Here is a 26,289-nt window from a genome sequence, read left to right on the forward strand (position 1 = left end):
CCCATGCGCTGGACCAAGCTCGGCCTCGTCTTCGACCTGCAGGCGCACCCGCTCCCCTTCGGCGGCGGCGGCTTCGCGCAATCGCCGCAGGCGCTCGTCCTCGAGGACCGGGTGCGGATCTTCTTCTCGACCCGCAGCCGCGAGCCGGACGGGCAGTATCTGAGCCACGTCGCCTTCGTGGACATGCGCAAGGATCTCGGCGCGGTGCTCGGCGTCGCGCAGCGGCCGGTCATCGCCGCCGGCGGCCTCGGCACCTTCGACGAGCACGGCATCTTCCCGATGAACGTGCTGCGCCATGGGGACCGCGTCTACGGCTACACCACGGGCTGGAGCCGCCGCGTCGCGGTGCCGGTGGAGACCGGCATCGGGCTGGCCTTCAGCCGGGACGACGGGCTGAGCTTCGAGCGGCACGGGACGGGGCCGGTCCTCTCCGCCACGCTCAACGAGCCCTTCCTCGTCGCCGACGGCTTCGTCCGCGTAATCGATGGCCTGTTCCACATGTGGTACATCTTCGGCACCGCCTGGAGCGCCGCAGGCGCCGGCGCAGCACCGGAGCGGGTCTACAAGATCGGGCACGCCACCTCCGCCGACGGCATCGCCTGGACCAAGGAGGAGGGCCGCCGCATCGTCGCCGACCGGCTCGGCCCGGAGGAGGCCCAGGCGCTGCCCTGCGTGTTCGACCGCGGCCCCCGCCGGCACATGGTGTTCTGCTACCGCGAGCCCGTAGGCTTCCGCTCCGATCCCGGCCGCGGCTACCGGATCGGGCATGCATGGTCCGACGACCTCGTGGACTGGACGCGGGACGACGCGGCGCTGCCCCTCTCCGGCACGCCCGGGGAATGGGACGCGGACATGCAGTGCTATCCCCACGTCTTCACCTGCGAGGGGACGACCTACCTCCTCTACAACGGCAACGCCTTCGGCCGCCTCGGCTTCGGCGCGGCGCGGCTCGACCCGTGACCGTCGCCCCCGCCATCGCGCGAAACCGCGCCCGGCCGGCGGATGTGGAGGCCCATCTGACGGCGTGCGCGCAGAGCTTCACGCCACCGCTCGGCGAGCGGCGGGCGATCCCCGACTACGCCGCCAAGCTGGTGGCCCGCGCCGAGCGGTTCGAGGCCTGGGACGGTCCGACCCTGATCGGTCTCGTCGCGGTCTACTGCAACGATCCGGCGCGCATCGCGGCCTTCGTGACGAATGTCAGCGTCGTGCCGACGCGGATGGGGATCGGCCTCGGGCGCCGCCTGCTCGCGGCGGCGATCACCCATGCCCGCGATCTCGGCTTCGCGCGGATGGCGCTGAGCGTGGATCGCAGGGCGGCGGCGCTGCGCCTGTATCGCGGACTCGGCTTCACCGACGACGGACGCGACGGGGACACGCTGCACCTCCGCCTCGATCTGAGGACCCCGTGCCCCGGCGCAGGCGCGGCATCACAGCAGCGAGACAGGGAGGCCCGGCCATGAGCGCGGCGCGCGACTTCGACCGTGAGACGCAGGACGTGGCGGGTCACCGCTACGCCTACGACTTCGACCTCGACGTGATGCACAAATACATGGTGCGCGCCTTCGAGCCGTTCTTCCGGCCGGGCCGGCTGCTCGAACTCGGCAGCTTCCGCGGCGACTTCACCCGGCGCCTGACGCCGTTCTTCGACGACATCACCTGCGTCGAGGCCTCGGGCGAGGCGATCGCGGCGGCGCGAGGCGCGTTCGGCGAACGTGTGCGCTTCGTCCACGCGACCTTCGAGGACGTGGTCCTGCCCGATTGCTACGATACGGTGGTCCTCACCCACGTGCTCGAACATCTCGACGACCCGGTCGGAACGCTTGCCCGCATCGACCGGGACTGGCTCGCCGAGGGCGGACGCCTGCTGCTCGCCTGCCCGAACGCCAACGCGCCGTCCCGGCAGATCGCGGTGAAGATGGGCCTGATCTCCCACAACGCCGCCGTCACCGAGGCCGAGCGGCAGCACGGCCACCGCTGCACCTACAGCCTCGACACGCTGGAACGCGACGCCGCCGCCGCAGGCCTCCGGGTGATCCACCGCTCCGGCGTCTTCTTCAAGGCGCTGGCGAACTTCCAGTGGGATGCCCTGCTGAAGACCGACATCGTCTCGCCGGCCTATCTCGACGGCTGCTACGCCCTGGGCCAGCTCTACCCGGACCTGTGCGCGAGCATCTATCTCGTCTGCGAGCGGGGTTCGCGTGGCGGTTAGAGCACCATCCCGACAGGTGACTTCCGGCCCTCGGGATGAGGCAAAACGACATCTCGAAGCAGGGTCGGGGAGGGATGCAGGCGACGCCGCGGGCCACGGGACGCGATGCATTCGGTCTCCCGATCACATCCCGCGGAGGACGGCTTCGCTTGCCTCCGGCGCAGCGGTAGGATGCCGCCCACGGCTTTGCGGCCGGATGCGCGAGCGAGGGGGCGAGGGCGAGATGGAACGTCGGGACTTCATCACGGCACTGGGTGCGGCGGCCGGACTGGCCTCGATGGCCGCCGTCCGAGCCCAGGCGGCGGAACACGATCATGGCCATGATCACGGGCACGACCACGGCGCTGCGGGCGGCCATCCCGAGCCTGCGACGCCGTTCGCGGCGCTGAAGGAGGCGAGTGCCCACTGCGTCTCGACCGGCAACGACTGCCTCAACCACTGCTTCGCCATGCTGGCGATGAAGGACACGAGCATGACCGCCTGCATGCGGGCGACCTACGACCTCGTGCATGCCTGCGCGGCGCTGGAAACGCTCGCCGCGGTGAACTCGCCCCACACCCGCGCCATGGCGCGGGCGGTGGCCGAGGTCTGTGCGGCCTGCGAGACCGAATGCGCCAAGTTCCCGGACATCGCCGCCTGCCGCGCCTGCCGCGATTCCTGCCGCACCTGCGCGGCCGAGTGCCGGAAGACGGCGGCCTGACCGCCCGGCGCGCATCGGGTCTCAGTCGCCCTGGTCCGGGAGAATGTCGCCGAACGGCACGGTGAGGACGGGCGTGCCGGCCTCGTCGACAACCTCGAAGGCGCAGACGAACCAGTCGCGGACGGCGTCGGAGCGGGTCTGCGCGACGAGGCCGCGCGCCGCCGCCAGGGCGTGGGCGCGCACCGCCTCCGGTCCCGGCAGGATCTCGCCCTCCGGATCCGGCGCACGCTTGCCGGGGCCGTAGTGCAGATGGAAGAAGTAGCGCGGCATCACACGCCCTCGATCAGCCGCGCATATTCCGCCTCCGGCACGCCGTAGCTGCCCTCGGCGAGGGCCTCCAGCAGCGTCCGGTCGAGCACGGTGATGCATCCACGCCGGCTGCGGATGCGCCCGGCGCCTTCGAGGTTCTGAAGCGCCAGCGTGACGCCAGAACGCTGGACGCCCAGCATCATCCCCAGGAATTCGTGCTTGATCAGCACGTCGTCGCCGTCGAGCCGGTCGTGGCACATCAGGAGCCACCGGGCGAGGCGCGCCTCGATGGTGAAGCTCGCATTGGCGAAGGCGGTCTGCCGGACCTGCACGACCTCGACCTGGAGGTAGCGCAGCAGCAGGCGCCGCAGCGGATCGCTCTCCTCGATGGCGGCGCAGAGCGGCCCGGTGCCGATCCGGTGCGCCAGACCGGGCACCTGAACGAAATGATCGTGCGGAACCTGACCGCCGCCGGTCAGAACCGGCACCACGCCGACCACGCCCTCGCGACCGATCATGCCGACCTCGACGCGGCCGTCCGATCCGCTCGCCGTGATCGAGCAGATGCCGTCCTCCGGAAAGTAGAGATGCTCGACCGCCACGCCGGATCGGATCAAGGGCTCCTGCATCGGCAGGTCCGTCGATTGGAGATGCGGCGCGATCCGGGCGAAATCCTCGGGCGGAAACGCCTTGAGAAGACGGTTGCGCACCACCGATTGCGGAGGATGAGCCATGGCTCCCCCTTTATTTCAAAGTGCACCGCAATCGGCGCCTGACATCGCGCGTTTCGTCTCGATCCGAAGTCCAGCCTATTCAGATGTGGCATCGTCGACGGATTTCAACATCAATCAACGAAAGCCCTGAAACGATATCGTTTTGCAACAAATATTGCGACACCCTCGGAATGTCGGGAATCGCACCTAAATTGGGACCTCACTTACGTGCTGCTCGATTGACCCGTAGAATGCCTCGCAATACTCCCGCTCGCCAGCGCCTTGCCTTGGGCCGCTCTCGCGTGGCGGGCAGTGCGTGAGAGGCATCGCGAACCGCTGCGCCGCCCGGCGTCGGAGCGGCTCGTGCGCTTCAGGTTTCGAGGGCGAGCATGACACAGCCGGACCACGGCGATTTCGTCCTGCCGGTCCAGACCGACCCGATCGTCGGCCTGGATCGGACCGCCTCCGCAGCGGCGCGAGGCCTCGCCGACCGGAGCCCGGCCCTCGCGGTGATGGCGGAACTGGCCGCTCGGGCGGGACGGGTCGAATGAAGGTCCTGGCGGGCGGTGGCGCGGCGGTGAGCGGGCCTGTCCTTCGCAAGCTGCAAGGCTTTGGAAGGCTGGAGGAAGCCGACACGGCGGCCCTGGCGCTGGTCGAGGCGGGGACGCGGCTGGTTCCGGCGGGCACCGATCTGATCCGCGAGGGTGACCGGCCCGAGGGCATGATCGCCGTCACCGAGGGGTTCGCCTGCCGCTACAAGCTGCGGGAGAACGGGGCGCGCCAGATCATGGCCTACCTCGTCCCGGGCGATGTCTGCGATCTCGACAACGGGGCCTTGAACCGGATGGACCACACGGTCGGGACGCTGTCCACCTGCCGGGTGGCGCGGATCATGCCCGAGACCGCTCGGGAGCTGCGTCAGCACCCCGCACTCGCCCGCGGTCTGCGCAAAGCCGCCCTCATCGACGAGGCGACCCTGCGCGAATGGCTGATGAATATCGGCCGCCGCTCGGCCGTGGAGCGCCTCGCGCACCTGTTCTGCGAGCTGCTCGTGCGCCTGCGGGCCGTGGGGCTGACCAGCGGCAACAGCTACGAACTGCCGATCACCCAGCTCGACCTCGCCGACACCACCGGCATGACCAGTGTCCACGTGAACCGCTCGCTGGGGGAACTCAAGCGCGAGGGGCTGATCGAGCGCAAGAGCAAGCGACTGACCCTGTGCGACCCGGCCCGCCTCGCCGAGGTCGCCGAGTTCCGGCCGGACTACCTGCATCGGGAGGAGCCGTTCTCGGCCTGAGGCCGGATCCGCCTCGACCGGGCAGCCCGGTCCGAGACGGCCGGGCCGCGCCTTGACGGCCGGACACGGGCGCAAGGCCCGCGTCCGAGGGACGCCGCCGAGGGACGCCGCCTCAGCGGTCGCGCGTCTTCGTGGTCCGCGAATCCTGGTTCTTGTTACCCTCCGCGGCGGGCGACGTTCCCGGAACACCGGTATTGCCCGAGCCGCCGCCCATCTCCCCGGCCTTCATGGCGTCGCCCTTCTGCATCTCGCCCGCCGTTCCGGCCCGGGAGGTGCCGGAGGGCGCCGACGGCTGGGCAGCGCCCTGGCCGGACGTCTCCTGTGCCGATGCGGTGCCGAGACCGCCGGCGAGAAGAAGCGCGGCAACACAAGCGGTGTGAATCTTCATCATGCAAGAACTCCTGAAAGTGATTCTATCGTAAACACGCAGACACCGCGATGTTCCAAGATTGTTTTTAGCTTATCTTTAATATTATTTTATACTTACGTTGACGCAGCCCTTGCCTGTTCGCTGAGAAATCTTGTCCATCACTGTGGCGCCGAGCGTCAGCACTCCCGGCGGGTCGACCGGACACCGTCGATCACCGTGCCGCACGACGCTTCGACCCGGCCGAGACCGGGCACACGGCGCTCCCCGGCGCCTTTCGTATCGGCGATACGTTACAACCAACGAAACCCGAACAACCGCCCAGAGCAGCAGCGTCTATCCGCAGTGTTTCTCCGGAGATCGTCTGATCATCCGCAAGCGTGTCGATCGTCGATCCTGCGAGTCCCGCTTGCCAGTCCCGATCCGGTAGAGAGGGAGCCTCGGACCTGCATCCGCACAGGCTCAAGGAACGAGCCGTCATCTTCTGGCGTTCATCGTCGGACCTTGGCCGGGAGCTTTTGCCCGGTCGGCGTGAGACAGGAGACGTTCGATGGTGAGGATCGGAACCCGCACGATGCTGGCTCTGATCGCCTTCTCTGCCGCCGGGACCGCCAGCGTGCGGGCCGGTGAGGAGGAGCAGGCCGCCCTCTGCCGCGACGACGTCATGCGGCTGTGCCTGACCTCGATCCCGGATCGCGGCCGCATCGTGAGCTGCATGCGGGCGCAGCGGGCGAGCCTCAGCCCCGGTTGCCGGGCCGTGCTCGACGAGGGGACCGCCGCGACGGCCGGCCGGCACTCCGCAAGCCTCCGCTGAGCCCCCCGGGTGTCCCCCTTGTTCCGCTTCACGCGGCAGCAGGCGCGGACCGTGCCGAGACGGCCCCCATGCCCGACTCCGATTCAAGACAGAGGAGACATCTCCCGATGAACCGCTCGATCCTCTCCCTCGTTCTGCTCGCCGGCCTGACGGCGCCCGCCCTCACCACTGGGCCGGCGGCTGCGGTCGAGGGCTCCCCGGTGCTGCTTCACGGCAATTACTGCGGGCCCGGCAACAGGGCGCCGGCAGCGCCGATCGATGCGCTCGACGCGGCCTGCGCCCGCCACGACGCCTGCACCCCGGACGGCGCACTGGCGCCGCGCGCCTGCAACCTGCGGCTTCAGGCGGAGGCCGAGCGCGTGGCCGACGACCCGCGCCAGCCGGAAGATCTGCGGATGATGGCCGGGCTCGTCGCCTCGGGCGCGGCCATGATGCCCTCGGCCCCGTCGGCCGCGCCGCGCGCCCCCTCCGCCGTGCCCGCTGCAGTCGATGTCGGGACGCAGCCCGACGCCGACCTGCTTCCCGACGAATAGCACGCCGGCGATCGAGCCCGAGCGGCGGGGCGTCGCGAGATCGCTCAGGCGCCCCGCGCGAGTTCCGTGGTGATGTGCTTCACCGAGGGCGTGACGATCGCCACGAACTGCGCCTCGCGCAGGCGCCGGAACGCCTCCGCCCCCTCCAGATAGCCGCGCGCGCCGAACTGGAGCATGGCCGCTTGCGCCGCCTCCAGTGCCAGCCAGGAAATATCGAGACGCAAGCGCAGGGTCTCCAGGAAGGTCGCGCGGTCGGTCTCCGTGTGAGCCTGCGCCGACATGGCGACGCGCGTGCGCAGGGCGTCTGCCCGCGCCTCGATCGCCTCCGGCCCGAGCGGCAGGAACGCCGCGTTCGCGCGCCCGCGTCCGTCCTCGCGCATCAGCGCAGCGACCCCGCGGGCGAGCCCGAGCCCCATCCCGGCCTGGAGCAGCACGAAGCCGTTGCGGATGCGCGGCACGAACGCGGCGGCGTCGTGGGTGATGACGTCTTCGTCGGCCAGATGCCCGTCGCGGATCATCACGGTGTAGGTGCCGGTGCCTTCGAGCGCGACGAAGCGGGCATTGGCCGCGATCGACACGGCCTCGCCGCCGGCCTCGAACAGCCCCATCACCCGCCGCCCGTCGGGGAGCGAGAGGATGCCGGCGAAGCGGTGGCCGGGACCCAGATTGGAGACCCAGGGCAGGCGCCCGCGCACCCGGTAGCCGTCGCCTGCGCGCTCGCCCTGGAGCGCCAGCGGCTCGATGCCGGAGAACGCCTTCATCGGGTTCGACAGCCCGGTGCCGCCGAGCGCCGCGCCCGCGGCAAGGGCCGCGAGGTGGCGGCGCGGGCCGGCCTCGTCGCCGCGGGCGAGATACCAGATCAGGGCGTCCTGGCACCACATGCAGAAGGCGGTGGAGAGGCAGGCCTGACCCGCCTCCGTCATCGCGTCGATGGCGGCGAGGAGCCCCGCCGCGGTGCCGTCGACGTGGTGCCCATACGCCCCGGCCGCCCCGAGCGCCCGCAGGATGTCGTCGGGATACGCTCCGGCATCGATCGCGCCGAGGCGCGGGCGTAAGCGCTCGCGCACGATCCCGGCCACGATCCCTGCGACGTCGGGCGGGAGGGATTCCGCGATGCGGGCGCTGGCGGCCATGGGTGTCACACCCGCGCCAGGGTGACGGAGACCGGGTTCTTCACCGTGTTGAGCACCGGCGACCATTGCCCGGCATGGGCCACGAGTTCGTCGAGTTCGGCCGGGCTCGCGCCCTCGATGTCGAGATGCACCTTGAGCCGGACCGTGGTGAGCCCGACCGGCTTCTCGGAGAGGTCGCCGGTGCCCCAGACCGAGGTGATGTTGATGTCGCCCTCCGACTCGACCTCGATGCCCTTCACGGTCCAGCCGCGGGCGATGGCGTTGGCCTGGAGCCCGACCGCAACGCAGGTGCCGAGGGCGGCGAGCAACGCTTCGGTCGGGTTCGGCGCGGTGTCGTCGCCGAGCAGGGCCGGCGGCTCGTCGACGATGTGGGCGTCGAGATTGCGGATGTAGTTCAGGTGGCGGAAGCGGCGCCCCTCGGCGACGGTGCGGGCGCGCACGGTCTTCACCACGCTCGGATCGGCCCGGCCCTTCTCGGAGAGGGCGTGCAGCCGCTCGCGGTCGATCGGCTCGAACACCTTCTCGAAGGTCTGGACGATTTCCTTGGCAGCGGTCACGGTCATGGTTGTTTCCTCAACTGGTGGGAATCCAGCGGGCGCGGGCGGCGAGCCGCCCGAGCACGCTGTCGAGGGCGTAGCCGATCAATCCGATCAGCAGGACGAGGGCGGCGAGCCGGTCGTAGGAGAGGGTGTCGCGGGCGTCATTGATGGCGTAGCCGAGCCCGCTCGTGACCCCGAGATACTCGGCCGGCACCAGCACGATCCAGGCGACGCCCAGCGCGAGGCGCAGGCCGGTGAGGATGTCCTGCAGCACCGCCGGGACGATGACGGCGCGCAACGCCGCAAGCCGGCCGGCGCCGAGGTTGCGCGCCATGGCGAGCCAGACCGGATCGACCCGCTTCACCCCGGCGGCGGTGGAAAACAGGATCGGCCAGATCGCAGCCGCCGCGATCAGGAAGACGATGGCCCCGTCCCAGCTCGGGAAAGCGAGCACCGCCACCGGCATCCAGGCGAGCGGCGAGATCATCCGCAGGAGCTGGAACGGCGGCTGCAGAATGCGTTCGGCCAGCGGCGCCGAGCCGACCAGCAGCCCGAGGGGCGCGCCCAGCAGAAACGCGGCCGCGAGGCCCTGTCCGATCCGGGCGAGGCTCGGCGCGGCGGCCCGCCACGCCTCGCCGGAGGCGATCAGCTCGGCGAAGGAGGCGAGGGCTGGCCCCGGCGCGAACCCGGCGAAGGCGGCGTAGGCCGGCACGCTCTCCAGAACCAGCCCGCCCGCGAACCACAGGGTGAGCAGCCCCGCGAGGCCGAGGAGCGGGGCCAGCCGGTTGAGGGCAGAAGCACCGAGCCGGGCACCCGTCCCGGCGCGACGCGGCTCCGGCGCCGCGACCGCGCGTTCGACGGCGAGGGCCGCCTCGGTCACGCCCCCGCTCACAGGCTCAAGGTCTCCTGGCGGGTGAGGGCGGCCTCGTCCGCCGTGCCCGGCCATTCGGGGTAGCGCTTGAGCGAGGCCCGCACGAAGCGGTCGTCGACGAGGTCGCGCGCGACGAAATCCGGGTCGAGACCTTTCAGGAAGCCGGCATCGCCCTCGACCACGGTGTTGCCCATCGCCTCGACGATCAGCTTGGTGGCCGACGGATAGGGCCAGGGCTGGAAGTCGATCCGCTGCGCCGCCCAGTCGCGGTGGCGGATCGCGCCGCTCGCCTCGTAGGCCGGACCGTAATCGGTGGTGGCCTTGATCACGACGTCGGCGGGCATCGGCAGGTAGCCGCGGCCCTCCTTCGAGATCAGCCGGGCGACCTCCTCGCGGTTCTTCACGCAATAGGCCTGCGCCCGCACGATGGCATCGACCGCCTTGCCGGCCCATTCCGGCTTGGCCGCGACCTGGCTCTCATGCGCGACCACGACGCAGCAGGGATGGTTCTTCCAGATATCGCCGGTGAAGCGCAGCATCCGCGCGCCGGCCTTCAGTTCGCCCAGCGCATTGAACGGCTCGGCGACGATGTAGCCGTCGATCTTGCCCGCCGCGAGCGCCGCCGGCATCTCGGGCGGCGCCAGGATCTGAAGCGCGCACTCGTTCGCGCCCGCCTCACCGCGGATCACCGGCGTGACGCCGGATTCGCGCAGCGCGTATTGCAGCACGACGTTGTGCATCGAGTACCAGTACGGCACCGCGACACGCTTGCCCGCCAGTCCCTTGAAGTCCTCGATCCCGCTCTTGCCCCCGACGACGATGCCCGAGCCGTTGGTGTGGGCCCAGGCCAGGATCTTGACCGGGAACTTGTTGTTGTAGCGCATCCAAACGGGAATAGGCTTCAGGAGGTGGGCGAGGTTGAACTTGCCCGCGGCAAAGCCCTCGACCAGCGCCGACCACGAGCGCACCGGGGTCGGCTCGGCGACCTTCAGGCCCGCCTCCTCGAAATAGCCCTTGGCATGGGCCACCAGCAGCGCCGTGGCGTCGGTGATCGGCAGGTAGCCGATCCGCACGGTCTCGTCCTTGGCGGCGTGCACCGCGCGGCCCGACAGGGCGAGACCGCCGCCCCCGAGCAGGGCGGCGAGACCACCGCGGGCGAGCGCGTCGAGGGTGTTGCGGCGCGTCCAGTCGGCGCGCGTCCATTCGTGGGTCCAGAGGGCGGACAGGTCGTCGGGGGCGGTCATCTGCGGTCTCGGGGAAGAGGGGATCAGGCGGCGCGGCCGGTCACGCCGGACGCGTCGCGGGAGAGGCGGCCGAGACGGCGGCGCAAATCCGCCTCCGCGTCGTCAGCGAGGGCGAAATCCGCGGCGATGCGGGCCGGGCGCCCGTCGAGCACCACGGCACGGGCCGCCAGCGCGGCGACGTCGGCGAGGTCGTGCGTGACGACGATCAGGGTCAGGTCGCGGGCGCGGGCGAGCCGCAGCACGTCGGCGCGCAGGCTCGCGCGCATCTCGGGATCGAGTGCCGAGAACGGCTCGTCGAGGAGCAGGATCGAGGGCTCGCTTGCCAGCGCCCGGGCCAGCGCCACCCGCTGCTGCTGACCGCCCGAGAGCTGGTGCGGTTTTGCCTCCCCGCGCTCGCCGAGGCCGAGGTCGTCGAGGAGACGGCGTCCGTCCGCCTCGCAGACCGCCCGGTCGCGGCCGAGGCGTCCCGACAGGCGGGCGGGCAGGAGCACGTTGTCGAGCACGCTCGCCCAGGGCAGCAGGGCAGGGCGCTGGAACATCACCGTGCAGCCCGGCACCGGCCCGCGCGACGGCTGCCCGTCGAGCCGCACCCGGCCGGAGGAGGGCGCGACGAGCCCGGCCATGATCTGCAGCAGGGTCGATTTCCCGACACCCGAACGGCCGAGAATGCCGACGCGCTCGCCGGCCGCGATCTCAAGATCGATGCGGTCGAGCACCGGACTCGGGCCGTACTGGTACGCGACGGCCGCGAGGGCGAGACGAGGGAGGGGACGCGACATGAACGCGATAGGGAACCTGGAGAAGTCGGACGCGGCCGAGACTGCACGGCCTGTCGCCAAAATGGCCGATCGCGCCCACGTAGATCAATGAAAGCAACGTTCAAATATCCAAGATAAGAGAAAGCATTCATCTCCGATCGGAGCGCAACAAAAAAGAATTATCTTTCAGACAAGGACGTAACTGCCGCAATCGATCCCGTGGTGGCGCCCCTTCGGGAAGCGGCCGCCCGCGGCGCGACGACGACCCGATCGCTCGGATGCAACGTGAAGGCGTTCAGCCGGATAAAACACCGTCTTTTACGCGAATTCAACGCTCGAAGCGCGCCATCATCCCTCTCTGCGACGTAGAGGGGAAAATGTTGTTCCAGCATCCCGCCGAAAAAAGGCAATCGCTTTCATTGACGCCGAAGAACTGATTGCAGAATATCGGTCCGCATTCGACGAGCATCAAACGAAGACAAGCAGATCTTCGTCGGGCTTTCGATGACATGCCGGCAAAGCGGGTGGATCGACATCCTCCCAGACCGGCCATTCCGCCGAGGCTCCGCATCAAGCGGGCCGACGCTTCTCCCCCCGATCCGCCTCACGTGCCTGCGCCCGCGCCGGACCGATGACCCCTGCGCGGCTGACTGAAGACGAGCCCGATGCCGAACGCCCTATCTCCGCCGGCCCGCGTCCTGCTGCTGAGCGCCGGCCTCGCCTGCGCCCTGCCGCTCATCGAGAGGCCCGCCCTGGCGCAATCGCCGAGCGCGGTCGAGAGCTTTACGGGTGAGGCCGGTCCGCGCACCGATCCGGAGACGATCGGCGTCGCGCCGGACGGCAAGGTGAAGTGGCACGGGCCGCTCGCGCCCTACGCCGCCTCGCTGGCGCTCGCGGGCCTGAGCTTCGACGTCAACGTCTACGACTTCTTCTTCGCAAATCCGAGTGCGGGTCTGCGGCCGGGACAGCTCTCGAACTCAGCCTATTACCTGCTGAGCCTCGACGCGGATCTGGAGAAGCTCGCGGGGGTTCCGGGCGGCTTCTTCCACATCACCCAGACCTTCTTCGGCCTGCGCTGGAACAACCGCAACATGGGCGCCGACATCGGCGACACCACGATCGGCTACCAGCCGACCTTCAACCGCGACGTCGCCCGGCTCTCGATCCTCACCTACGAGCAGCGCCTGCTCGACGACCGCCTCGCCATCGAGGTCGGGCGAACCCACCCGAACCGCTACTACGCGCTGCCGCCCTGCCAATCGAGCGTGAGCTGCTTCCAGGACATCCTGCAGATCAATGCCGGCCTGTCCTCGCCGCTCTACGGTGTCTGGGGCGCCAACGTCGCCTACAAGACCTCTCCCGAGGACTACATCCAGGCCGGCGCCTTCGCGGTCACGGGCCGCGCGAACTTCACCTCGGGCTGGGATTTCGGCCACGAGCCGCTCAACGGCGTCGTGACGCTCGCCGAGATCGGCCACGCCACCACCTTCGTCACCGATCCCTATCCGAGCCGCGTGGCGCTGACCGGCTTCTACAACACCGCCGACCACGAAGATAACTTCAAGACCATCTACGGCACCTCGAAGGGCCTCAATCCGAGCGATCCGGTGCGGCTGCGCTCGGGCACGTCGGGCGTGATCCTCACCGGCTCGCAGGTGGTCTGGCGCGCCGACGGCGGGGCGGACGCGTCCAACCTCAACCCGACCTCGATTCAGGCCTATACCAGCCTCGCCTACGCCCCCGACCCGACGGTGCCGATCCGCTGGAACGCGTTCGCCGGCCTCACCCTCCAGGCGCCCGACCAGAGCCGGCCGCTCGACCGCTACGGCGTCAAGGTCAACTGGCAGCGCATCTCCGCCGACTATGCGCAGTTCCTCGGCGACGCGAACTTCATCTCCGGCGGCAGCGGCGAAATCTATTCCCGTGACAAGCTGATTTTCGAGGCCAACGCCCATCTGGCGCTCGGCAAGGGCATCTTCTTCGAGCCGGTGGTGCAGTACCTCGTCAACGGCAACGCGTTCTGGAACCCCTACACCGCCAACCGCACCAAGGACGGCTTCTACGTCGGCGCCACGCTGATCGTGCCGCTCGGCCAGTTGCTCGGCCTCGCGCCGGGCTGAGCATCCCCGCCGAGCCCCGACCCCGCGCCGCCCGCCGATCCCCTCAACGGACGAAGCCTCATGACGCGCCAAATCCGCTTCAACGCCTTCGACATGAACTGCGTCGGGCACCAGTCGCCGGGCCTGTGGGCCCATCCGCGCGACCGCTCGTGGCAGTACAAGGATCTCGAATACTGGCAGGATCTCGCCCGCACGCTCGAACGCGGGATCTTCGACGGCATCTTCATCGCCGACGTCGTCGGCTACTACGACGTCTACAAGGGCTCGAACTGGCACGCCCTGCATCAGGCGGCGCAGATCCCGGTCAACGACCCGCTCCAGCTCGCCGCCCCGATCGCGCTGGCCACCGAGCATCTCGGCATCGGCATCACCGCCTCGACCTCGTTCGAGCACCCCTACACCTTCGCCCGCCGCCTCTCGACCGCCGACCACCACACCAAGGGCCGCGTCGGCTGGAACATCGTCACCTCGTATCTGGAGAGCGGGGCGAAGAATGTCGGCCAGTCGGGGCTCGGGCGCCACGACAACCGCTACGAGGTCGCAACCGAGTACGTCGAGGTGCTCTACAAGCTGTTCGAGGGCAGCTGGGAACCTGGCGCGGTCCTGCGCGACCGCGAGCGGCGGATCTTCACCGACCCGTCGAAGGTCCATGAGATCGACCATCGCGGCCGGCACTTCACCGTGCCGGGCTACCATCTCTGCGAGCCCTCGCCCCAGCGCACGCCGGTGCTCTATCAGGCCGGCGCCTCCGGGCCCGGCAAGGCCTTCGCGGCGGGACACGCCGAGTGCGTCTTCGTCGGCGCGCCGCTGAAATCCATGCTCAAGGCCTATGTCGCCGACGTGCGGGCCAAGGCCGTCGCCGCCGGCCGCTCGGCCCGCGACGTGCTGATCTACAACCTCACCACGGTCATCGTCGCCGAGACCGACGCGGCGGCGCAGAAGAAGTTCGAGGAATACCAGTCCTACACCTCCTACGACGGCGCGCTGGTGTTCATGTCGGGCTGGAGCGGGATCGATTTCGGCCAGTACGCGCCGACCGATCTGGTGAAGAAGGTCGAGACCAACGCCATCGTCTCGATGGTCGAGAGCTTCTCCTCGGCCGAGAAGCCGTGGTCGATCGCGGAACTCGCCCGCTGGGGCGGCATCGGCGGGATCGGCCCGGTCTTCGTCGGCTCGGCGTCCACGGTCGCCGACATCCTCCAGGAATGGGTCGAGGAGACCGATCTCGACGGCTTCAACCTCGCCTACGCGGTGACGCCGGAGACCTTCGAAGACACGGTCAACCTGCTGGTGCCCGAACTCCAGCGCCGCGGCGTCTACCCCAAGAGCTACCGTCCCGGCACCTTGCGCGAAAAGCTGTTCGGGAGGGGGCCGCTCCTGCCGGAGACCCACCCGGCCCACGGCTACCGCGACATCGCGGCGGTCAAGGCGCGCGAGGCCTCGCGCCTCGAGGCGGCGGAGTGAGGGGATGGCCGACCCGATCCTCGAACTCTCCGACGTGTCGCTCTCGTTCAAGGGGCTGAAGGCGATCAACCGTTTGAGCTTCTCGGTCGAGCGCGGCGAGATCTGCGCGCTGATCGGCCCCAACGGCGCGGGCAAGTCTTCGGCGCTCAACATCCTCAACGGCGTCTACCGGGCCGATTCCGGCCATGTCGCCTTCGACGGCCAGCGCCTGCGCTCGATCCGCCCCGGCGCGGCGGCCCGGCGCGGAATCGGCCGCACCTTCCAGCACGCGGCCCTGTTCTCGGGGCTCTCCGTCGTCGACAATGTCCTGGCCGGGCTCGCCCGCCACAGCCGCACCGGCCTCATCGCGCACGCGCTGGGGCTGCCGCGCGACGCGGCCGAGACGCGCCGCTTCCGGGCTGCCGCCGAGGAGACGCTGAGTTTCTTGGAACTCAGCCCCTACCGCGACCGCATCGTCACGACGCTCTCCTACGGCATCCAGAAGCGGGTCGATCTCGCCCGCGCCCTGGTGGCGCGGCCCACGCTGCTGCTGCTCGACGAGCCGATGGCCGGCATGAACGGCGAGGAGAAGCGGGCCATGGCGCACTTCATCGCGGCGGCGCGCGACGCGTTCGGCACCACCATCGTGCTGATCGAGCACGATGTCGGCGTCGTCATGAGCCTGTCGGACCACGTCGTGGTGCTCGATTACGGCCGAAAGGTCGGCGACGGCCCGCCCGACGCCGTGCGCAACGACCCGGCCGTGATCGCGGCCTATCTCGGCAAGCCGCATTGAGGGCCGCGCCATGAGGTTCTTCGCATGAGCTTCTTCCTGGAGACGCTCGCGGGCGGTCTGCTCGCCGGCGTGATGTACGCCCTCGTCGCGATCGGCTTCGTGCTGATCTACAAGGCGTCGGGCGTGTTCAACTTCGCGCAAGGGGCGATGGTGCTGTGCGCCGCGCTCACCTTCGTGACGCTCACCGAGCGCGACGTGCCGTTCTGGCTCGCCGGCCTGATCACGCTGGCGATCATGGTGACGCTGGCGGTCGCCGTCGAGCGGATCGTGCTGCGGCCGCTCGTGAACCGCTCGCAGATCACGCTGTTCATGGCGACGCTGGGCCTGTCCTACGTGATCGAGGGCGGCTCGCAGTTCGTGATGGGCGCGAGCGTCCACGAGCTCGATCTCGGCCTCAGCGACCTGCCGGTCGCGATCGGACCGATCCAGCTCAGCTCCTTCGACCTCGTGGCGGCGCTCACCGCCGGCGCGCTGGTGCTCGCCCTGTGGCTGTTCTTCGAGCGCACCCGCATCGGCGTCTCGCTGCGGGCGGTGGCCGACGATCCGCAGGCGGCGCTCTCCATCGGCATCCGGCTGCCCGTGCTCTGGGCCACGGTCTGGGCGGTCGCCGGGTTCGTCGCGCTGGTGGCGGGCCTGCTCTGGGGGGCGCGCCAGGGGGTGCAGTTCTCCCTCACCTTCGTGGTGCTGAAGGCGCTGCCGGTCCTCATCATCGGCGGCTTCACCTCGATCACCGGCGCCATCGTCGGCGGCCTCATCGTCGGTGCCGCCGACGCGCTCGCCGAGATCTATCTCGGGCCGCTGCTGGGCGGCTCGGTCTCCACCTGGTTCGCCTACGCGCTCGCCGTCGCCTTCCTGCTGGTGCGTCCGGCCGGGCTGTTCGGCGAACGCGCCATCGAGAGAGTCTGACCCGATGCCTCCTGCTCTCGCCGCCGCCCTCGCGCCGGGCCGACGCCTCGCGCTGCCCGCCCTTCCCCTGCGTGGGACCGGCCTCGCCCTCCTGCTCGCCGTCGCCTTCGTGGCGATCCCGCTGACGGCGAACGATTACTGGTACAACGCGATCCTGATCCCGTTCCTGATCATGGCTTTGGCCGGCCTCGGCCTGAACCTGACCATGGGCTATGCCGGCCAGGCCTCGCTCGGCACCGGCGCCTTCATGGCGGTGGGGGCCTACGCCACCTACAACCTGCTGCTGCGCCTGCCCGAGCTGCCGCTGCCGGTCAGCCTTGCCGGCGGCGGCCTCATCGCCGGGGCGGTCGGCCTCGTCGTCGGCCTGCCGTCGCTGCGCATCAAGGGCTTCTATCTCGTCGCCCCGACGCTGGCGGCGCAGTTCCTGATCGAGTGGGTCTTCAATCAGGTCGGCTGGTTCTCGAACGACGCCTCGTCCAGCGCGATCTCGGCTCCCCGGCTCGTCTTTCTCGGCCACGACCTGTCGAGCCCGGCCGGCCGCTACGCGCTGACGCTGACCAGCGTCACGGTCGTGACAGTCCTGGCCTGGCGCCTCGTCCACAGCCAGACCGGGCGCAATTGGCGCGCGGTGCGCGACGGCGAGACCGCGGCGGCGGTGATCGGCGTGCCCGTGGCACGGACCAAGCTCTCGGCCTTCTTCGTCGGGGCGGCCGTCAGCGGGGTGGCCGGGGCGCTCTGGGCCTTCGCCTATCTCGGCACGGTCGATGCCCGCAGCTTCGATCTCGACCGCTCGTTCCAGGCGATGTTCATCATCATCATCGGGGGCTTGAGCAGCCTGTCGGGCAGCTTCATCGGCGCGGCCTTCATCGTGCTGACCCCGATCCTGCTCACTCACCTGTCGAACGCGTTCCTCGGCGGCAGCCTCGACGGCGGGCAGATCTCGAACCTCCAGCGCATCCTCTTCGGCGCGCTCATCATCGGCTTCCTGATCAAGGAGCCGAACGGACTGGTCGCGCTGCTCGGCCGCCTGCGCCGCCCCGTCCGCTGACCCCTTTTCCCGAACATCCTCCCGGAGAAACGACCGATGCCCCGCCTGTCCAGCGCCCTGCGCTCCGCAGCCCTCGCCGCAAGCCTGATCGCCTCGTCAAGCCTCGTTCCAGCGGCGGAAGCGGCGGAAGCGGCCACCCGGTCGGCCAAGCAGTACATCCCGATCGCCACCTACCGCGTCGGCGCCTACGCCTCGTCCGGCACGCCGGTCTGGGGCGGGACCATCGATTACCTGCGCTACATCAACGAGGTCGAGGGCGGCATCAACGGCGTCAAGCTGGTCTGGGAAGAGTGCGAGACCGAGTGGGCGGTCGAGAAGGGCGTCGAGTGCTACGAGCGGCTCAAAGGCGGCCGCGAGGGCTCGCCGGCGCCGCTGTTCCTGCCGCACGGCGACCCGATCTCGAAGGCACTCACCGAGAAGTCGGTGGCCGACAAGATCCCGCTCCTCACCACCGGCTACGGCCGCACCGAGGCCATCGACGGGCGCGTCTTCCCCTACAGCTTCACCGTGCTGTTCAGCTTCTGGAGCGAGGCGTCCTCGGCCGTGAACTACATCGCCGAGCAGGTCGGGGGGAAGGACAAGCTCAAGGGTCTCAAGATCGCGACCGTCTACCACGACTCGCCCTACGGCAAGGAGACGCAGGTCCCGCTCGACCTGCTGGCCAAGACCTACGGCTTCGAGAACATCCAGATCGCGGTGCCGCATCCCGGCAACGACCAGTCGGCGCAATGGGCGCGCATCCGCCAGATCAAACCGGACTGGGTGTTCCTGCGCGGCTGGGGCGTGATGACCCCGGTGGCGATCAAGACCGCGGCCAAGACCGGCTTTCCCGTCGATCACATCATCGGCGGCATCTGGTCGGGCTCGGAGGAAGACGTTCGGCCCGCCGGCAGCGTCGGCAAGGGCTATCTCGCCATCACGCCGTTCCCGGCCGGCGCCGAGTTCGGCATCCTGAAGAAGATCAAGGCGGCGATCGTCGATCAGGGCAAGAGCGACCTGAAGGACCTCAAGAGCTTCGGCTCGGTCTACTACAATTCCGGTGTCATCGAGACGATCATCGCGGTGGAGGCGATCCGCACGGCGCAGGCCCGTTTCGGCCACCGCCCCCTCAACGGCGAGGAGACGCAGTGGGGCCTGGAGCACCTCGTGCTCGACGAGGCGCGCCTGAAGGAGCTCGGCGCGGACGGCCTCGTCCAGCCGCTGCGCCTCTCGGCCAAGGACCACGAGGGCGGCGGCGCCGGCAAGGTGCTGCAATGGGACGGCGCGAAGTGGACCATCGTCTCGAACGGCTGGGTCAAGTCCGACCGTGAGCTGCTCCTGCCGGTGATCTACGAACGCGCGGCGGCCTATGCCCGGGAGAAGGGCATCACGCCCCGCTCCGAGGACACGGCGGAGGCGGGCGCGAAATGAGCGCGCCCTTCCTCGACGTCGAGGGCATCGAGGCGGTCTACGGCGCCTCGATCCTGGCGCTCCGCGACGTCTCGCTCAGCGTGGCCAAGGGCGAGATCGTCGCGCTGATCGGCCCCAACGGCGCCGGCAAGACCACGACGCTGCGGGCGATCTCGAACCTGCTCGGCGCCCAGCGCGGCAGCCTGCGGCGCGGCGCCATCCGCTGGCAGGGCGAGGCGACCGGGCGCCTCGATCCGGCCGACCTCGTCGCCCGCGGCATCGTGCAGGTGCTGGAGGGCCGCCACGTCTTCGGCCAGCTCACGGTGGAGGAGAATCTGCTCACCGGCGGCTATCTCCGCCGCCCGAGCCGGCGCCGCCTCACTGACGATCTGGAGCGGATCTACGCGTGGTTCCCGCGCCTGAAGCAGCGGCGCGGGGCCAAGGCCGGCCTCACCTCCGGCGGCGAGCAGCAGATGGTGGCGATCGGGCGCGCCCTGATGACCCGGCCGACGCTGCTGCTCCTCGACGAGCCCTCCATGGGGCTCGCGCCGATCATCGTCGCCGAGATCTTCGAGATCGTCGCCCGCCTGAACCGCGAGGAGGGCGTCAGCGTCCTCGTCGCCGAGCAGAGCGCCAACCTCGTGCTCGACCATGCCCACCGCGCGGTGGTGCTGGAGAGCGGGCGCGTGGTCGCCTCCGGCTCCAGCGCCGAACTCGCCGCCAGCGGACGCCTCGGTGCGCTCTACCTCGGCGCCGACGCGACCCCTTCCACACGCCACTGAACGCCGTCCCACCCCAAGCGAGACCCGCCGATGAGCCAGCCCGATGCCGACTGGACTGCCTGGGGCACGCCCCCGAGCCCGCGCTACGAAGCCCTCGCCGCCCGCTTCCGGCCGGTCTTCGCCCGCATCCGCGCGGGCGCCGTCGCCCGCGAGCGGTCACGCGACCTGCCCCACGAGGCGATCGGCTGGCTGAAGGAGGCAAGGTTCGGCGCCCTGCGGGTGCCGGAGGCGGAGGGCGGCTTCGGTGCGAGCCTGCCCGACCTGTTCGGGCTGCTCGCCGAACTGGCGGAAGCCGATTCCAACCTGCCGCAGGCCCTGCGCAACCATTTTGGCTTCGCCGAGGACACCGTCGGCAGCCCGGCGGGCCCGCGCCGGACGCACTGGATCGAACGCCTCGCGGCCGGCGACCTGTTCGGCGGCGCGTGGTCCGAGACCGGCCCGGCCGCGGTCGGCACCTTCGCGACCCGCATCCACCGCAGCGGCGCGCGCTGGGGCCTGACGGGGAAGAAGGACTACACCACGGGCTCGCTGTTTGCCGACTGGATCGACGTCGTCGGCACCGGTGAATCCGGCGAGGAGACCTCGGTGGTGGTGCCGGCCAAGGCGCCGGGCGTCGAGGTGATCGACGACTGGGACGGCTTCGGCCAGCGGCTGACCGCGAGCGGCACCGCCCTGTTCGAGGATGCCCCCGCCATCGGCGAGCCGCTGCCGACGGCGGAGCGCTTCCCCTACGGCCCGGCCTTCTTCCAAGCGGTGCATCTGGCGACGCTGACCGGCATCGCGCGGGCGGCGGCGGGCGAGGTCGCCCGCGCCGTGCGCACGCGCAACCGCACCTACTCCCATGCGGCGGGCGCGCGTCCCAGCGCCGACCCGCAGGTGCTTCAGGTGGTGGGCCGGGTGCACGGGCTCGCCTACGCCGCGGGCGCGATCAACGGACAGGCGGCCCAGGCCGTGCAGCGCGCCTACGAGGCGCGGATCGCGGGTCTGCCCGAGGCGGAGAGCCACGCGATCAACGTCGCGGCCGAGATCGAGCTGGCGCAGGCCCAGAGCGTGCTGACCGGCCTCGTGCTGGAAGCCGGCACGATCCTGTTCGACGCGCTCGGCGCCTCGGCCACGCGCCGCGGCCTCGCGCTGGACCGCCACTGGCGCAACGCCCGCACGATCGCCTCGCACAACCCGCGCATCTTCAAGGACCGGGTCGTCGGCGACTATGCGGTCAACGGCACGGAGCCGCCCTTCCAGTGGAAGATCGGCCGCGTGCCCGAACCCCGCGCCTGAGGCCGGCGCTCACATTTCCGCGCGGGCGGGCGCTCCGCACGCGGAGGCAGGTTGCGCGGACATCCGCGACGCGCTCTAAGCCCGGTGCAACGGCACCGGGCCGATGCCGTTGTCCGGGGGGCGCTCGCAGACGGTTCGCTGCCGGGCCGCGCGATCAGGCCGCCTGATCGCGGTGCGGTCCACGGCGGGCGGCCCAGACTGTCCGGCCCCGCGATGAAACCGCATCGATCAGCTCCCATGCCGCACACGAGTGGTTCCCCGCCGGCCGGAGCAACGGACGGACAAACCGTCCGCAGCCTCGACCCGAGCCCGCCGGATCCGTCGCTGTTCCAGCGCTTCATCCCCGAGATCGCCCACCGCACGAGCGGTGAGATCCTGACCCATCCCGACTTCGCGGCGATGCGCCCGCGCTATGTCGCCGGCACGATGGCTTGCTACGAAATCGCCTCCTTTCCCGGAGGCTGGCAGAGCGCGGCCTATCGGGTCGCGATCATCAGCGCGATCATCTGCCTCCATGCGGCCTGGGATCCGGCCGACCGGGCGACGTGGCCGACGCTGGCGCGGCTCAAGGAGGCGGGAGCGACCTTCGGGCTCTCGAGCCCGCGGCAGATCGACGATCTCATCGCCCGCCTCGTCGAGACGAACTACGTCGTGCTGGAGCGTCCCGACGCCGACGGCCGGCTGCGGCTGCTGGTGCCGACGGACAAGCTCCTGGCCTGGGACCGCGTCCTGCTGTCATCCTATTACGGCGTGCTGCAGAACCTTTATCCGGACCCCGGATACGCTCCCGCCGTGGCCCGCGATCCGACCTTTCATCTGGCCCAGCGCCGGGTCTCGGTCGGGATGTTCCACGTCATCGGCCGGTTCATCGCGCGAAATGGCGACATCGTCCCGTTCCTGCAGATGTATCAGGGCTTCCAAGTCCTGATGCGGGTGATCCTGATGCGGGAGGCGGATGCGGAGGCCACGATCCGCGACGGTGATTTCTCCGACATCATGGCGCGCTTCGGGGTCTCCCGCTCCCATGTCCGCAACATCCTGGCGACGGCCGAAGCGGGGGGCCTGCTCACGCATGACGGCCGGGGACGCAAGCATCTCGCCCCGACACCCCGCGGTCTGGCGGCCGTGGACCGTTTCATCGCCGACACCCTCGCCTCGCACGACATGACCTATCGCATGGCGCTCGCGAGCCTGGAGGCGGAACCGGCCGCCTGATCCGACGGCGTGCTCCGCGAGCGGCCTCCCGCCGCTTGCGCCGGGCAAAAGAAAAGGGCCGGCTCCCGTGAGGAAGCCGGCCCGTCCCGTCGTCCCGAGCCGCGCGTTCGGCGCGGATCGGCTTACCGCAGGAGCTGCAGGATGCCCTGCTGCGACTGGTTGGCCAGCGACAGCGCCGAGATCGCCAGCGAGTTGCGGGTCGAGAGCGCCTGGGAGTTGGCCGCCTCCTCGTTGAGGTCGGCGCTCGTCAGGTTGGCCGCCCCCGTATCGAGCACGTTGATGATCTGCTTGGTGAAGTCCTGCCGGTTCTGCACCACGGCGAGGTTCGAGCCGAGCGCGGCCGCGCGCGACTGGAGCTGGCTGCTGGCGCTGTTAATTTGATCGACGATCTTCTTGATGGCGCTGCTCTCCTGGAAGTTGGTCTGGCCCACCGCCGAGAGGCCGAGGCTGGCCGCGCTGGTGGCGCTGCCCTGGACCTTGAGCTGCGAGGTGCCCTTCTCGTTGAAGTTGATCGTGAGGTTGTCGCCGGACAGGAGGTTCACGCCGTTGAACCCGGCATCCGAGGCGAGCTGGTCCATCTGCTTGAGCAGGTCGTTGTAGGTCTGCACGAGGTTGTTGCGGGCGTTGAAGCCGTCGCCGCCGAGATTGGCCGACGCGGTGCCGGTGGTGAACGGGTTGCCGGTCCCGTTGGCGACGATCGACAGGTTCTGGGCCCCGACGTCGTTGGAGGTCGTGATCGAGATCTTGCCGGTCAGCGAGTCGATGGTTGCCTGGGCGTTGGCCGGGGCCAGCGCCTCGTTGAGCTGGGCCAGCGTCGAGACCTGGCCCGGCGCGGTGCCGAAGGTGACGGTGGCGGTGGTCATGGCCGTTCCGCTCCCGACCTGGACGGTGAGCGACTTGCCGGCGAGCGCGCTCTGCGAGGTCGGCTGGCCGGCGCCCGACGCGAAGTTCGTCGAGGCGAAGCCCAGGTTCGACACCTTCGAGGTGGCGGTCGAGCCGTCCCCGAGCTGCACCGCGGTGGTGGAATCCGCGGCGGTGAAGCTGAACTTGTTGGTCGTCGCGTCGTAGCTCGCGGTCACGGCGCCGTTGGTGGCCGCGCCGACCTTCTGCGTGAGCGAGCCGATCGTGTCGGTCGCCGTCAGGTTCACGGTCTGGCCATTCACCGAGAAGCTGTCGCCGCCCTTGAAGCCGAGCGTCGAGATCAGCGTGGTCAGGCCCGGATCGAAGGTGCCGGCGACCGCAGCCTCGGTGCTGGCGAGCCCCAGCGTGTTGAACTCCGAGCCCTTGATCGTGAAGGAGGATCCGTCGGCGCCCCCCGTGAAGGTGAGCTTGTTGCCGTCCTTGCCCGCGGTGACGCCGGTGAGCGAACTCTTGGCGTTGATGGTGGCGATCGCCTGATCGAGCGTGGCCGAGGCCGCGATGGTGATGTCGGTGCCGTTGACGGTCACCGTCTGCGCCGCGCCCTGGTTGTTCACGACCCTTCGCTCGATCCCCGAGAATCCGCTCGAGGCGGAATTGCTCGACTGCACGGTGAAGGACGAGCCGTCGACCTTGCCGGTGAGCTTGATCTTGCCGGCGTTGTCGGGATCGACGCTGGCGCTGACGCCGGTGGCCGAGGAGCCGGTATTGGCGTCGTTGATCGCGGCGATCACCGCGCCCTGGGTCGCGCCGGCGGCGATCGCGATGTCCTTGCCGTTGATCGTCAGCGTCTGGGCGGAGGGCGCCACGCCGTTCTCGACCGTCTGCGGGCTGGTCGAGAAGCCGAGCGTGTTGTTCGCCCCGCCCTGCACCGTGAAGGACGCGCCCGAACTCGCCCCCTTGAGCACGAGCTTGCCGTCGGCCGTGCTGGAGGCCGTGACGTTGGTGGTGGTGGACTGGGCGTTGATCGACGCGACGGCGCCGGCCAGCACCGAGGCCGCGCTGTCGCCGGCATTGCCGCCGCTGATGGTGATGTCTGTGCCGTTGATCTTCAGCGTCTGGCTCGCCGCCGCGGTGCGGGGCGCGGTCAGCGCCGTTGACGTGAAGCCGGCCCCGGTCCCGGTGATGCTGAGCGCGTCGCCGTTGCTCTTGCCTGTGATCTTGATCTTCCCGCTATCGATCGTGGCGGTGATCCCAGAGGCGGTTCCCAGCGTGTTGATCTTCGAGATTGCCGTCTCGAGCGTGTCGTTGGCGGCGAAGTTGACCGTGATGTTCGTCGTCGTGCTGCCCGTGGACGCGATCGTGATCGACGTGGCGGCGGTGGACGGCGAGAAGGTGGCACCCGTGACCGTGCCGGCGACGGCGTTGGCCGGGCCGGTGAAGGTGCCGCCGCTCGTGGTGGCGGGCGTGCCCGTCGGGGTGTAGGCGCCGCTCACCGTCGCCGCGAGGCTCGTGCTCGTCGGCGTCGCCGAGAAGCCGCTGGAGGCCGGGTTGGAGGAGGCGACGGTGAAGGCGGAGCCGTCCGCCTTGCCGGTGAGCAGCAGGCGGGCCGCGTTTGCCGGATCCTTGGCGGCGGTGACGCCGGTGGTGCCGGTCTGATTGTTGATCGCCGTCACGGCGTCGTCGATCGAGCCGCCGCCCGCGATGGTGATCTGCGTCCCGCTGATGGTCAGGGTCTGGCTCGCCGCTGCGGCGCCGTTGGCGGTCGTCGTCGCGGTCGAGGCGTAGCCGAGGGTGTTGCCGGCCTGACCCGTGACCGTGAAGTTCGAGCCGTCGGCCTTGCCCGTCAGCACGAGACGCTGGCTGCCGCCGACCGTCTCGATGCCGGCCGACACGCCGGTCGTGCTGGTCTTGGCGTTGATCGCGTCGATGGCGGCCTTCGTCACGTCGGCCGCGCTCGCCCCGGCATTCCCGCCCGCGATGGTGATCGCCTCACCGTTGATCGTCAGGGTCTGGCTTGCCGCCGCGACGTTCCCGCTCGACGCATTGGTCGCGGCCGTGGTGAAGCCGGTCTCGTCCGTGTCCTGAGCCGTCGTCTTGACCGAGAAGGCCGAGCCGTCGCTCTTGCCCGTGAAGCTCAGCTTGCCGCTGTCGTTCTTGGCCGTGATCCCGAGGCTGCTGAGCTGGGCGTTGAGCTTGGTCACCGCGGTATCGACGGTGTCGCCGACGGCCAGGTTGATGCTGGCGGTCGTCGTGCTGGTGGGGCTCGTCGCGTAGGTCACATTGATCGTCGCGGCCGAGGTGAGGGTCGTGAAGGTCGACCCCGCCACGGTGCCGGCGACGGCGTTCGCGGGCGCCGTGAACGCGGATGCGCCCGTCGCCTTGGCCACCGTCGGCGTCGTCGCGGTGAAGGTGGTGCCGCGCATCGTCGACGGGGCGGCGGTCGGCTGGTAGTCGACGCTGCCGGCCACCTTGGCCGGCACCGCCGCGCTCGGGAGCCCGGCGGTGAGGGTGCCGATCGCGTTGTCGGCCCGCGCCACGGTCGGGCCGGTGGAGAGCAGGTTGGCGGCCGTCGCCCCGTTGAGGCTGGTCGAGACCGTCGAGGCCTTGGAGGTGAAGGCATTGGTCGAGGCGAGCGCCTGCTGCGCCGTCGACTTGAGCTGGCTCGTGAGGTTCTGGAGCTTGGAGAGACCGGTATTGGCCGCCTGGATCGTCTGAACGCCGTTCGAGATGCCGTCGAGCAGCGAGGACAGATCGGTCGAGCGCGCGCTCAGATTGGTGGCGGTGAAGAAGTTGATCGGGTTGTCGAGCGCCGAATTGACCTTCTTGCCCGTCGAGAGCCGGCTCTGCGTCGTCGCGAGCAGGCTCGCGGTATCCTGAAGCGAGAGCAGGTTCTGCCGCGTCGCGGCCGAGAGCGTGATGCTGGAAGACATGGGGCGACTCGATCCTCGTGGAGCCGACGTGTCGGCGGTGAGGGGATCAAGCGCCCGGCGCAATTGATGCCGTTCTAAGTATTTTTGGATGATA

At 69.9% G+C, this 26,289-nt stretch carries 26 protein-coding genes; 17 read left to right on the forward strand and 9 right to left on the reverse strand.

Going from position 1 to position 26,289, the window contains the following annotated elements; translation table 11 throughout:
- Positions 1 to 3 precede the first annotated feature (3 nt).
- The 4 genes from HNR51_RS17275 (at position 4) to HNR51_RS17290 (ending at position 2,909) form a co-directional block, all read left to right on the forward strand.
- Positions 4 to 960 (forward strand): glycoside hydrolase family protein, encoded by a 957-nt coding sequence (locus tag HNR51_RS17275; RefSeq protein WP_182555740.1) that lies wholly within the window; start codon positions 4 to 6, stop codon positions 958 to 960.
- The gene (locus HNR51_RS17280; RefSeq protein WP_182555741.1) at positions 957 to 1,460 is read left to right on the forward strand and encodes a GNAT family N-acetyltransferase; all 504 of its coding nucleotides are present in this window, start codon (positions 957 to 959) and stop codon (positions 1,458 to 1,460) included. The genes HNR51_RS17275 and HNR51_RS17280 overlap by 4 nt, the downstream gene beginning before the upstream one ends.
- The gene (locus HNR51_RS17285; RefSeq protein WP_182555742.1) at positions 1,457 to 2,209 is read left to right on the forward strand and encodes a class I SAM-dependent methyltransferase; all 753 of its coding nucleotides are present in this window, start codon (positions 1,457 to 1,459) and stop codon (positions 2,207 to 2,209) included. Before HNR51_RS17280 ends, HNR51_RS17285 begins: the two co-directional genes overlap by 4 nt.
- 223 nt (positions 2,210 to 2,432) lie before the next feature.
- Positions 2,433 to 2,909, forward strand: a complete 477-nt coding sequence (locus HNR51_RS17290) for a four-helix bundle copper-binding protein (protein WP_012455689.1) — start codon at positions 2,433 to 2,435, stop codon at positions 2,907 to 2,909.
- A 21-nt stretch (positions 2,910 to 2,930) separates the two neighbouring features.
- Here the strand turns inward: HNR51_RS17290 and HNR51_RS17295 are convergent, their stop codons facing one another.
- Both HNR51_RS17295 and HNR51_RS17300 read right to left on the reverse strand, forming a co-directional pair.
- Entirely contained in the window at positions 2,931 to 3,179 is a 249-nt protein-coding gene (locus HNR51_RS17295) for a DUF6894 family protein (RefSeq protein ID WP_182555743.1), read from the reverse strand.
- Positions 3,179 to 3,892: a Crp/Fnr family transcriptional regulator gene (locus HNR51_RS17300; RefSeq protein WP_182555744.1), complete on the reverse strand. Its 714-nt coding sequence runs from the start codon at positions 3,890 to 3,892 to the stop codon at positions 3,179 to 3,181. The genes HNR51_RS17295 and HNR51_RS17300 overlap by 1 nt, the downstream gene beginning before the upstream one ends.
- Before the next feature lie 368 nt (positions 3,893 to 4,260).
- Here HNR51_RS17300 and HNR51_RS17305 point away from each other — a divergent pair, with 368 nt between their 5' ends.
- Together HNR51_RS17305 and HNR51_RS17310 are read left to right on the forward strand one after the other, a co-directional pair.
- Positions 4,261 to 4,422: a hypothetical protein gene (locus HNR51_RS17305; protein ID WP_012455692.1), complete on the forward strand. Its 162-nt coding sequence runs from the start codon at positions 4,261 to 4,263 to the stop codon at positions 4,420 to 4,422.
- The gene (locus HNR51_RS17310) at positions 4,419 to 5,168 is read left to right on the forward strand and encodes a Crp/Fnr family transcriptional regulator (protein WP_012455693.1); all 750 of its coding nucleotides are present in this window, start codon (positions 4,419 to 4,421) and stop codon (positions 5,166 to 5,168) included. The genes HNR51_RS17305 and HNR51_RS17310 overlap by 4 nt, the downstream gene beginning before the upstream one ends.
- Before the next feature lie 112 nt (positions 5,169 to 5,280).
- Here the strand turns inward: HNR51_RS17310 and HNR51_RS17315 are convergent, their stop codons facing one another.
- Complete coding sequence (locus HNR51_RS17315) at positions 5,281 to 5,559, reverse strand: hypothetical protein (RefSeq protein WP_182555745.1); 279 nt, start codon at positions 5,557 to 5,559, stop codon at positions 5,281 to 5,283.
- Between the two features lie 526 nt (positions 5,560 to 6,085).
- Here HNR51_RS17315 and HNR51_RS17320 point away from each other — a divergent pair.
- Both HNR51_RS17320 and HNR51_RS17325 read left to right on the forward strand, forming a co-directional pair.
- Positions 6,086 to 6,349, forward strand: a complete 264-nt coding sequence (locus tag HNR51_RS17320; protein WP_141952544.1) for a hypothetical protein — start codon at positions 6,086 to 6,088, stop codon at positions 6,347 to 6,349.
- 107 nt (positions 6,350 to 6,456) lie between these two features.
- On the forward strand, positions 6,457 to 6,882 hold the full coding sequence (locus tag HNR51_RS17325; protein ID WP_182555746.1) for a phospholipase A2 family protein: 426 nt from the start codon (positions 6,457 to 6,459) through the stop codon (positions 6,880 to 6,882).
- A gap of 44 nt (positions 6,883 to 6,926) precedes the next feature.
- On the opposite strand, the gene HNR51_RS17330 is transcribed toward HNR51_RS17325, so the two are convergent.
- The 5 genes from HNR51_RS17330 to HNR51_RS17350 are packed head-to-tail and all read right to left on the reverse strand — an operon-like array spanning position 6,927 to position 11,448.
- Positions 6,927 to 8,015, reverse strand: a complete 1,089-nt coding sequence (locus HNR51_RS17330) for an acyl-CoA dehydrogenase family protein (protein WP_182555747.1) — start codon at positions 8,013 to 8,015, stop codon at positions 6,927 to 6,929.
- A gap of 5 nt (positions 8,016 to 8,020) precedes the next feature.
- Positions 8,021 to 8,578: an OsmC family protein gene (locus HNR51_RS17335; protein ID WP_182555748.1), complete on the reverse strand. Its 558-nt coding sequence runs from the start codon at positions 8,576 to 8,578 to the stop codon at positions 8,021 to 8,023.
- Between the two features lie 10 nt (positions 8,579 to 8,588).
- Positions 8,589 to 9,446: an ABC transporter permease gene (locus HNR51_RS17340; protein WP_182555749.1), complete on the reverse strand. Its 858-nt coding sequence runs from the start codon at positions 9,444 to 9,446 to the stop codon at positions 8,589 to 8,591.
- A complete protein-coding gene (locus HNR51_RS17345; RefSeq protein ID WP_182555750.1) occupies positions 9,443 to 10,669 on the reverse strand; it encodes an ABC transporter substrate-binding protein in 1,227 nt (408 codons plus the stop codon). The genes HNR51_RS17340 and HNR51_RS17345 overlap by 4 nt, the downstream gene beginning before the upstream one ends.
- A gap of 23 nt (positions 10,670 to 10,692) precedes the next feature.
- Positions 10,693 to 11,448 carry an ABC transporter ATP-binding protein gene (locus HNR51_RS17350; RefSeq protein WP_182555751.1) on the reverse strand — a complete coding sequence of 252 codons (756 nt, stop codon included), beginning with the start codon at positions 11,446 to 11,448 and terminating at the stop codon, positions 10,693 to 10,695.
- A 644-nt stretch (positions 11,449 to 12,092) separates the two neighbouring features.
- On the opposite strand from HNR51_RS17350, the gene HNR51_RS17355 reads away from it, so the two are divergent.
- The 9 genes from HNR51_RS17355 (at position 12,093) to HNR51_RS17395 (ending at position 22,404) form a co-directional block, all read left to right on the forward strand.
- Positions 12,093 to 13,547 (forward strand): carbohydrate porin, encoded by a 1,455-nt coding sequence (locus HNR51_RS17355; protein WP_182555752.1) that lies wholly within the window; start codon positions 12,093 to 12,095, stop codon positions 13,545 to 13,547.
- Positions 13,548 to 13,607: 60 nt separating this feature from the next.
- The gene (locus tag HNR51_RS17360) at positions 13,608 to 15,011 is read left to right on the forward strand and encodes an LLM class flavin-dependent oxidoreductase (RefSeq protein ID WP_182555753.1); all 1,404 of its coding nucleotides are present in this window, start codon (positions 13,608 to 13,610) and stop codon (positions 15,009 to 15,011) included.
- 4 nt (positions 15,012 to 15,015) lie between these two features.
- Positions 15,016 to 15,786, forward strand: a complete 771-nt coding sequence (locus tag HNR51_RS17365) for an ABC transporter ATP-binding protein (RefSeq protein WP_182555754.1) — start codon at positions 15,016 to 15,018, stop codon at positions 15,784 to 15,786.
- A 24-nt stretch (positions 15,787 to 15,810) separates the two neighbouring features.
- Entirely contained in the window at positions 15,811 to 16,692 is an 882-nt protein-coding gene (locus HNR51_RS17370) for a branched-chain amino acid ABC transporter permease (RefSeq protein ID WP_012455705.1), read from the forward strand.
- Between the two features lie 4 nt (positions 16,693 to 16,696).
- Positions 16,697 to 17,740: a branched-chain amino acid ABC transporter permease gene (locus tag HNR51_RS17375; protein WP_182555755.1), complete on the forward strand. Its 1,044-nt coding sequence runs from the start codon at positions 16,697 to 16,699 to the stop codon at positions 17,738 to 17,740.
- A 36-nt stretch (positions 17,741 to 17,776) separates the two neighbouring features.
- Positions 17,777 to 19,150 (forward strand): ABC transporter substrate-binding protein, encoded by a 1,374-nt coding sequence (locus HNR51_RS17380; protein ID WP_182555756.1) that lies wholly within the window; start codon positions 17,777 to 17,779, stop codon positions 19,148 to 19,150.
- The gene (locus tag HNR51_RS17385) at positions 19,147 to 19,911 is read left to right on the forward strand and encodes an ABC transporter ATP-binding protein (RefSeq protein WP_182555757.1); all 765 of its coding nucleotides are present in this window, start codon (positions 19,147 to 19,149) and stop codon (positions 19,909 to 19,911) included. The genes HNR51_RS17380 and HNR51_RS17385 overlap by 4 nt, the downstream gene beginning before the upstream one ends.
- Positions 19,912 to 19,941: 30 nt before the next feature.
- Positions 19,942 to 21,189 carry an acyl-CoA dehydrogenase family protein gene (locus HNR51_RS17390; protein WP_182555758.1) on the forward strand — a complete coding sequence of 416 codons (1,248 nt, stop codon included), beginning with the start codon at positions 19,942 to 19,944 and terminating at the stop codon, positions 21,187 to 21,189.
- Between the two features lie 237 nt (positions 21,190 to 21,426).
- On the forward strand, positions 21,427 to 22,404 hold the full coding sequence (locus HNR51_RS17395; protein ID WP_182555759.1) for a winged helix DNA-binding protein: 978 nt from the start codon (positions 21,427 to 21,429) through the stop codon (positions 22,402 to 22,404).
- Positions 22,405 to 22,526: 122 nt separating this feature from the next.
- Here HNR51_RS17395 and HNR51_RS17400 read toward each other — a convergent pair whose 3' ends face one another.
- Positions 22,527 to 26,195: a flagellin hook IN motif-containing protein gene (locus HNR51_RS17400; RefSeq protein WP_182555760.1), complete on the reverse strand. Its 3,669-nt coding sequence runs from the start codon at positions 26,193 to 26,195 to the stop codon at positions 22,527 to 22,529.
- Positions 26,196 to 26,289: the final 94 nt, after the last annotated feature.

The organism is Methylorubrum thiocyanatum (assembly GCA_014138645.1).
GTDB classification, from domain to species: domain Bacteria; phylum Pseudomonadota; class Alphaproteobacteria; order Rhizobiales; family Beijerinckiaceae; genus Methylobacterium; species Methylobacterium thiocyanatum.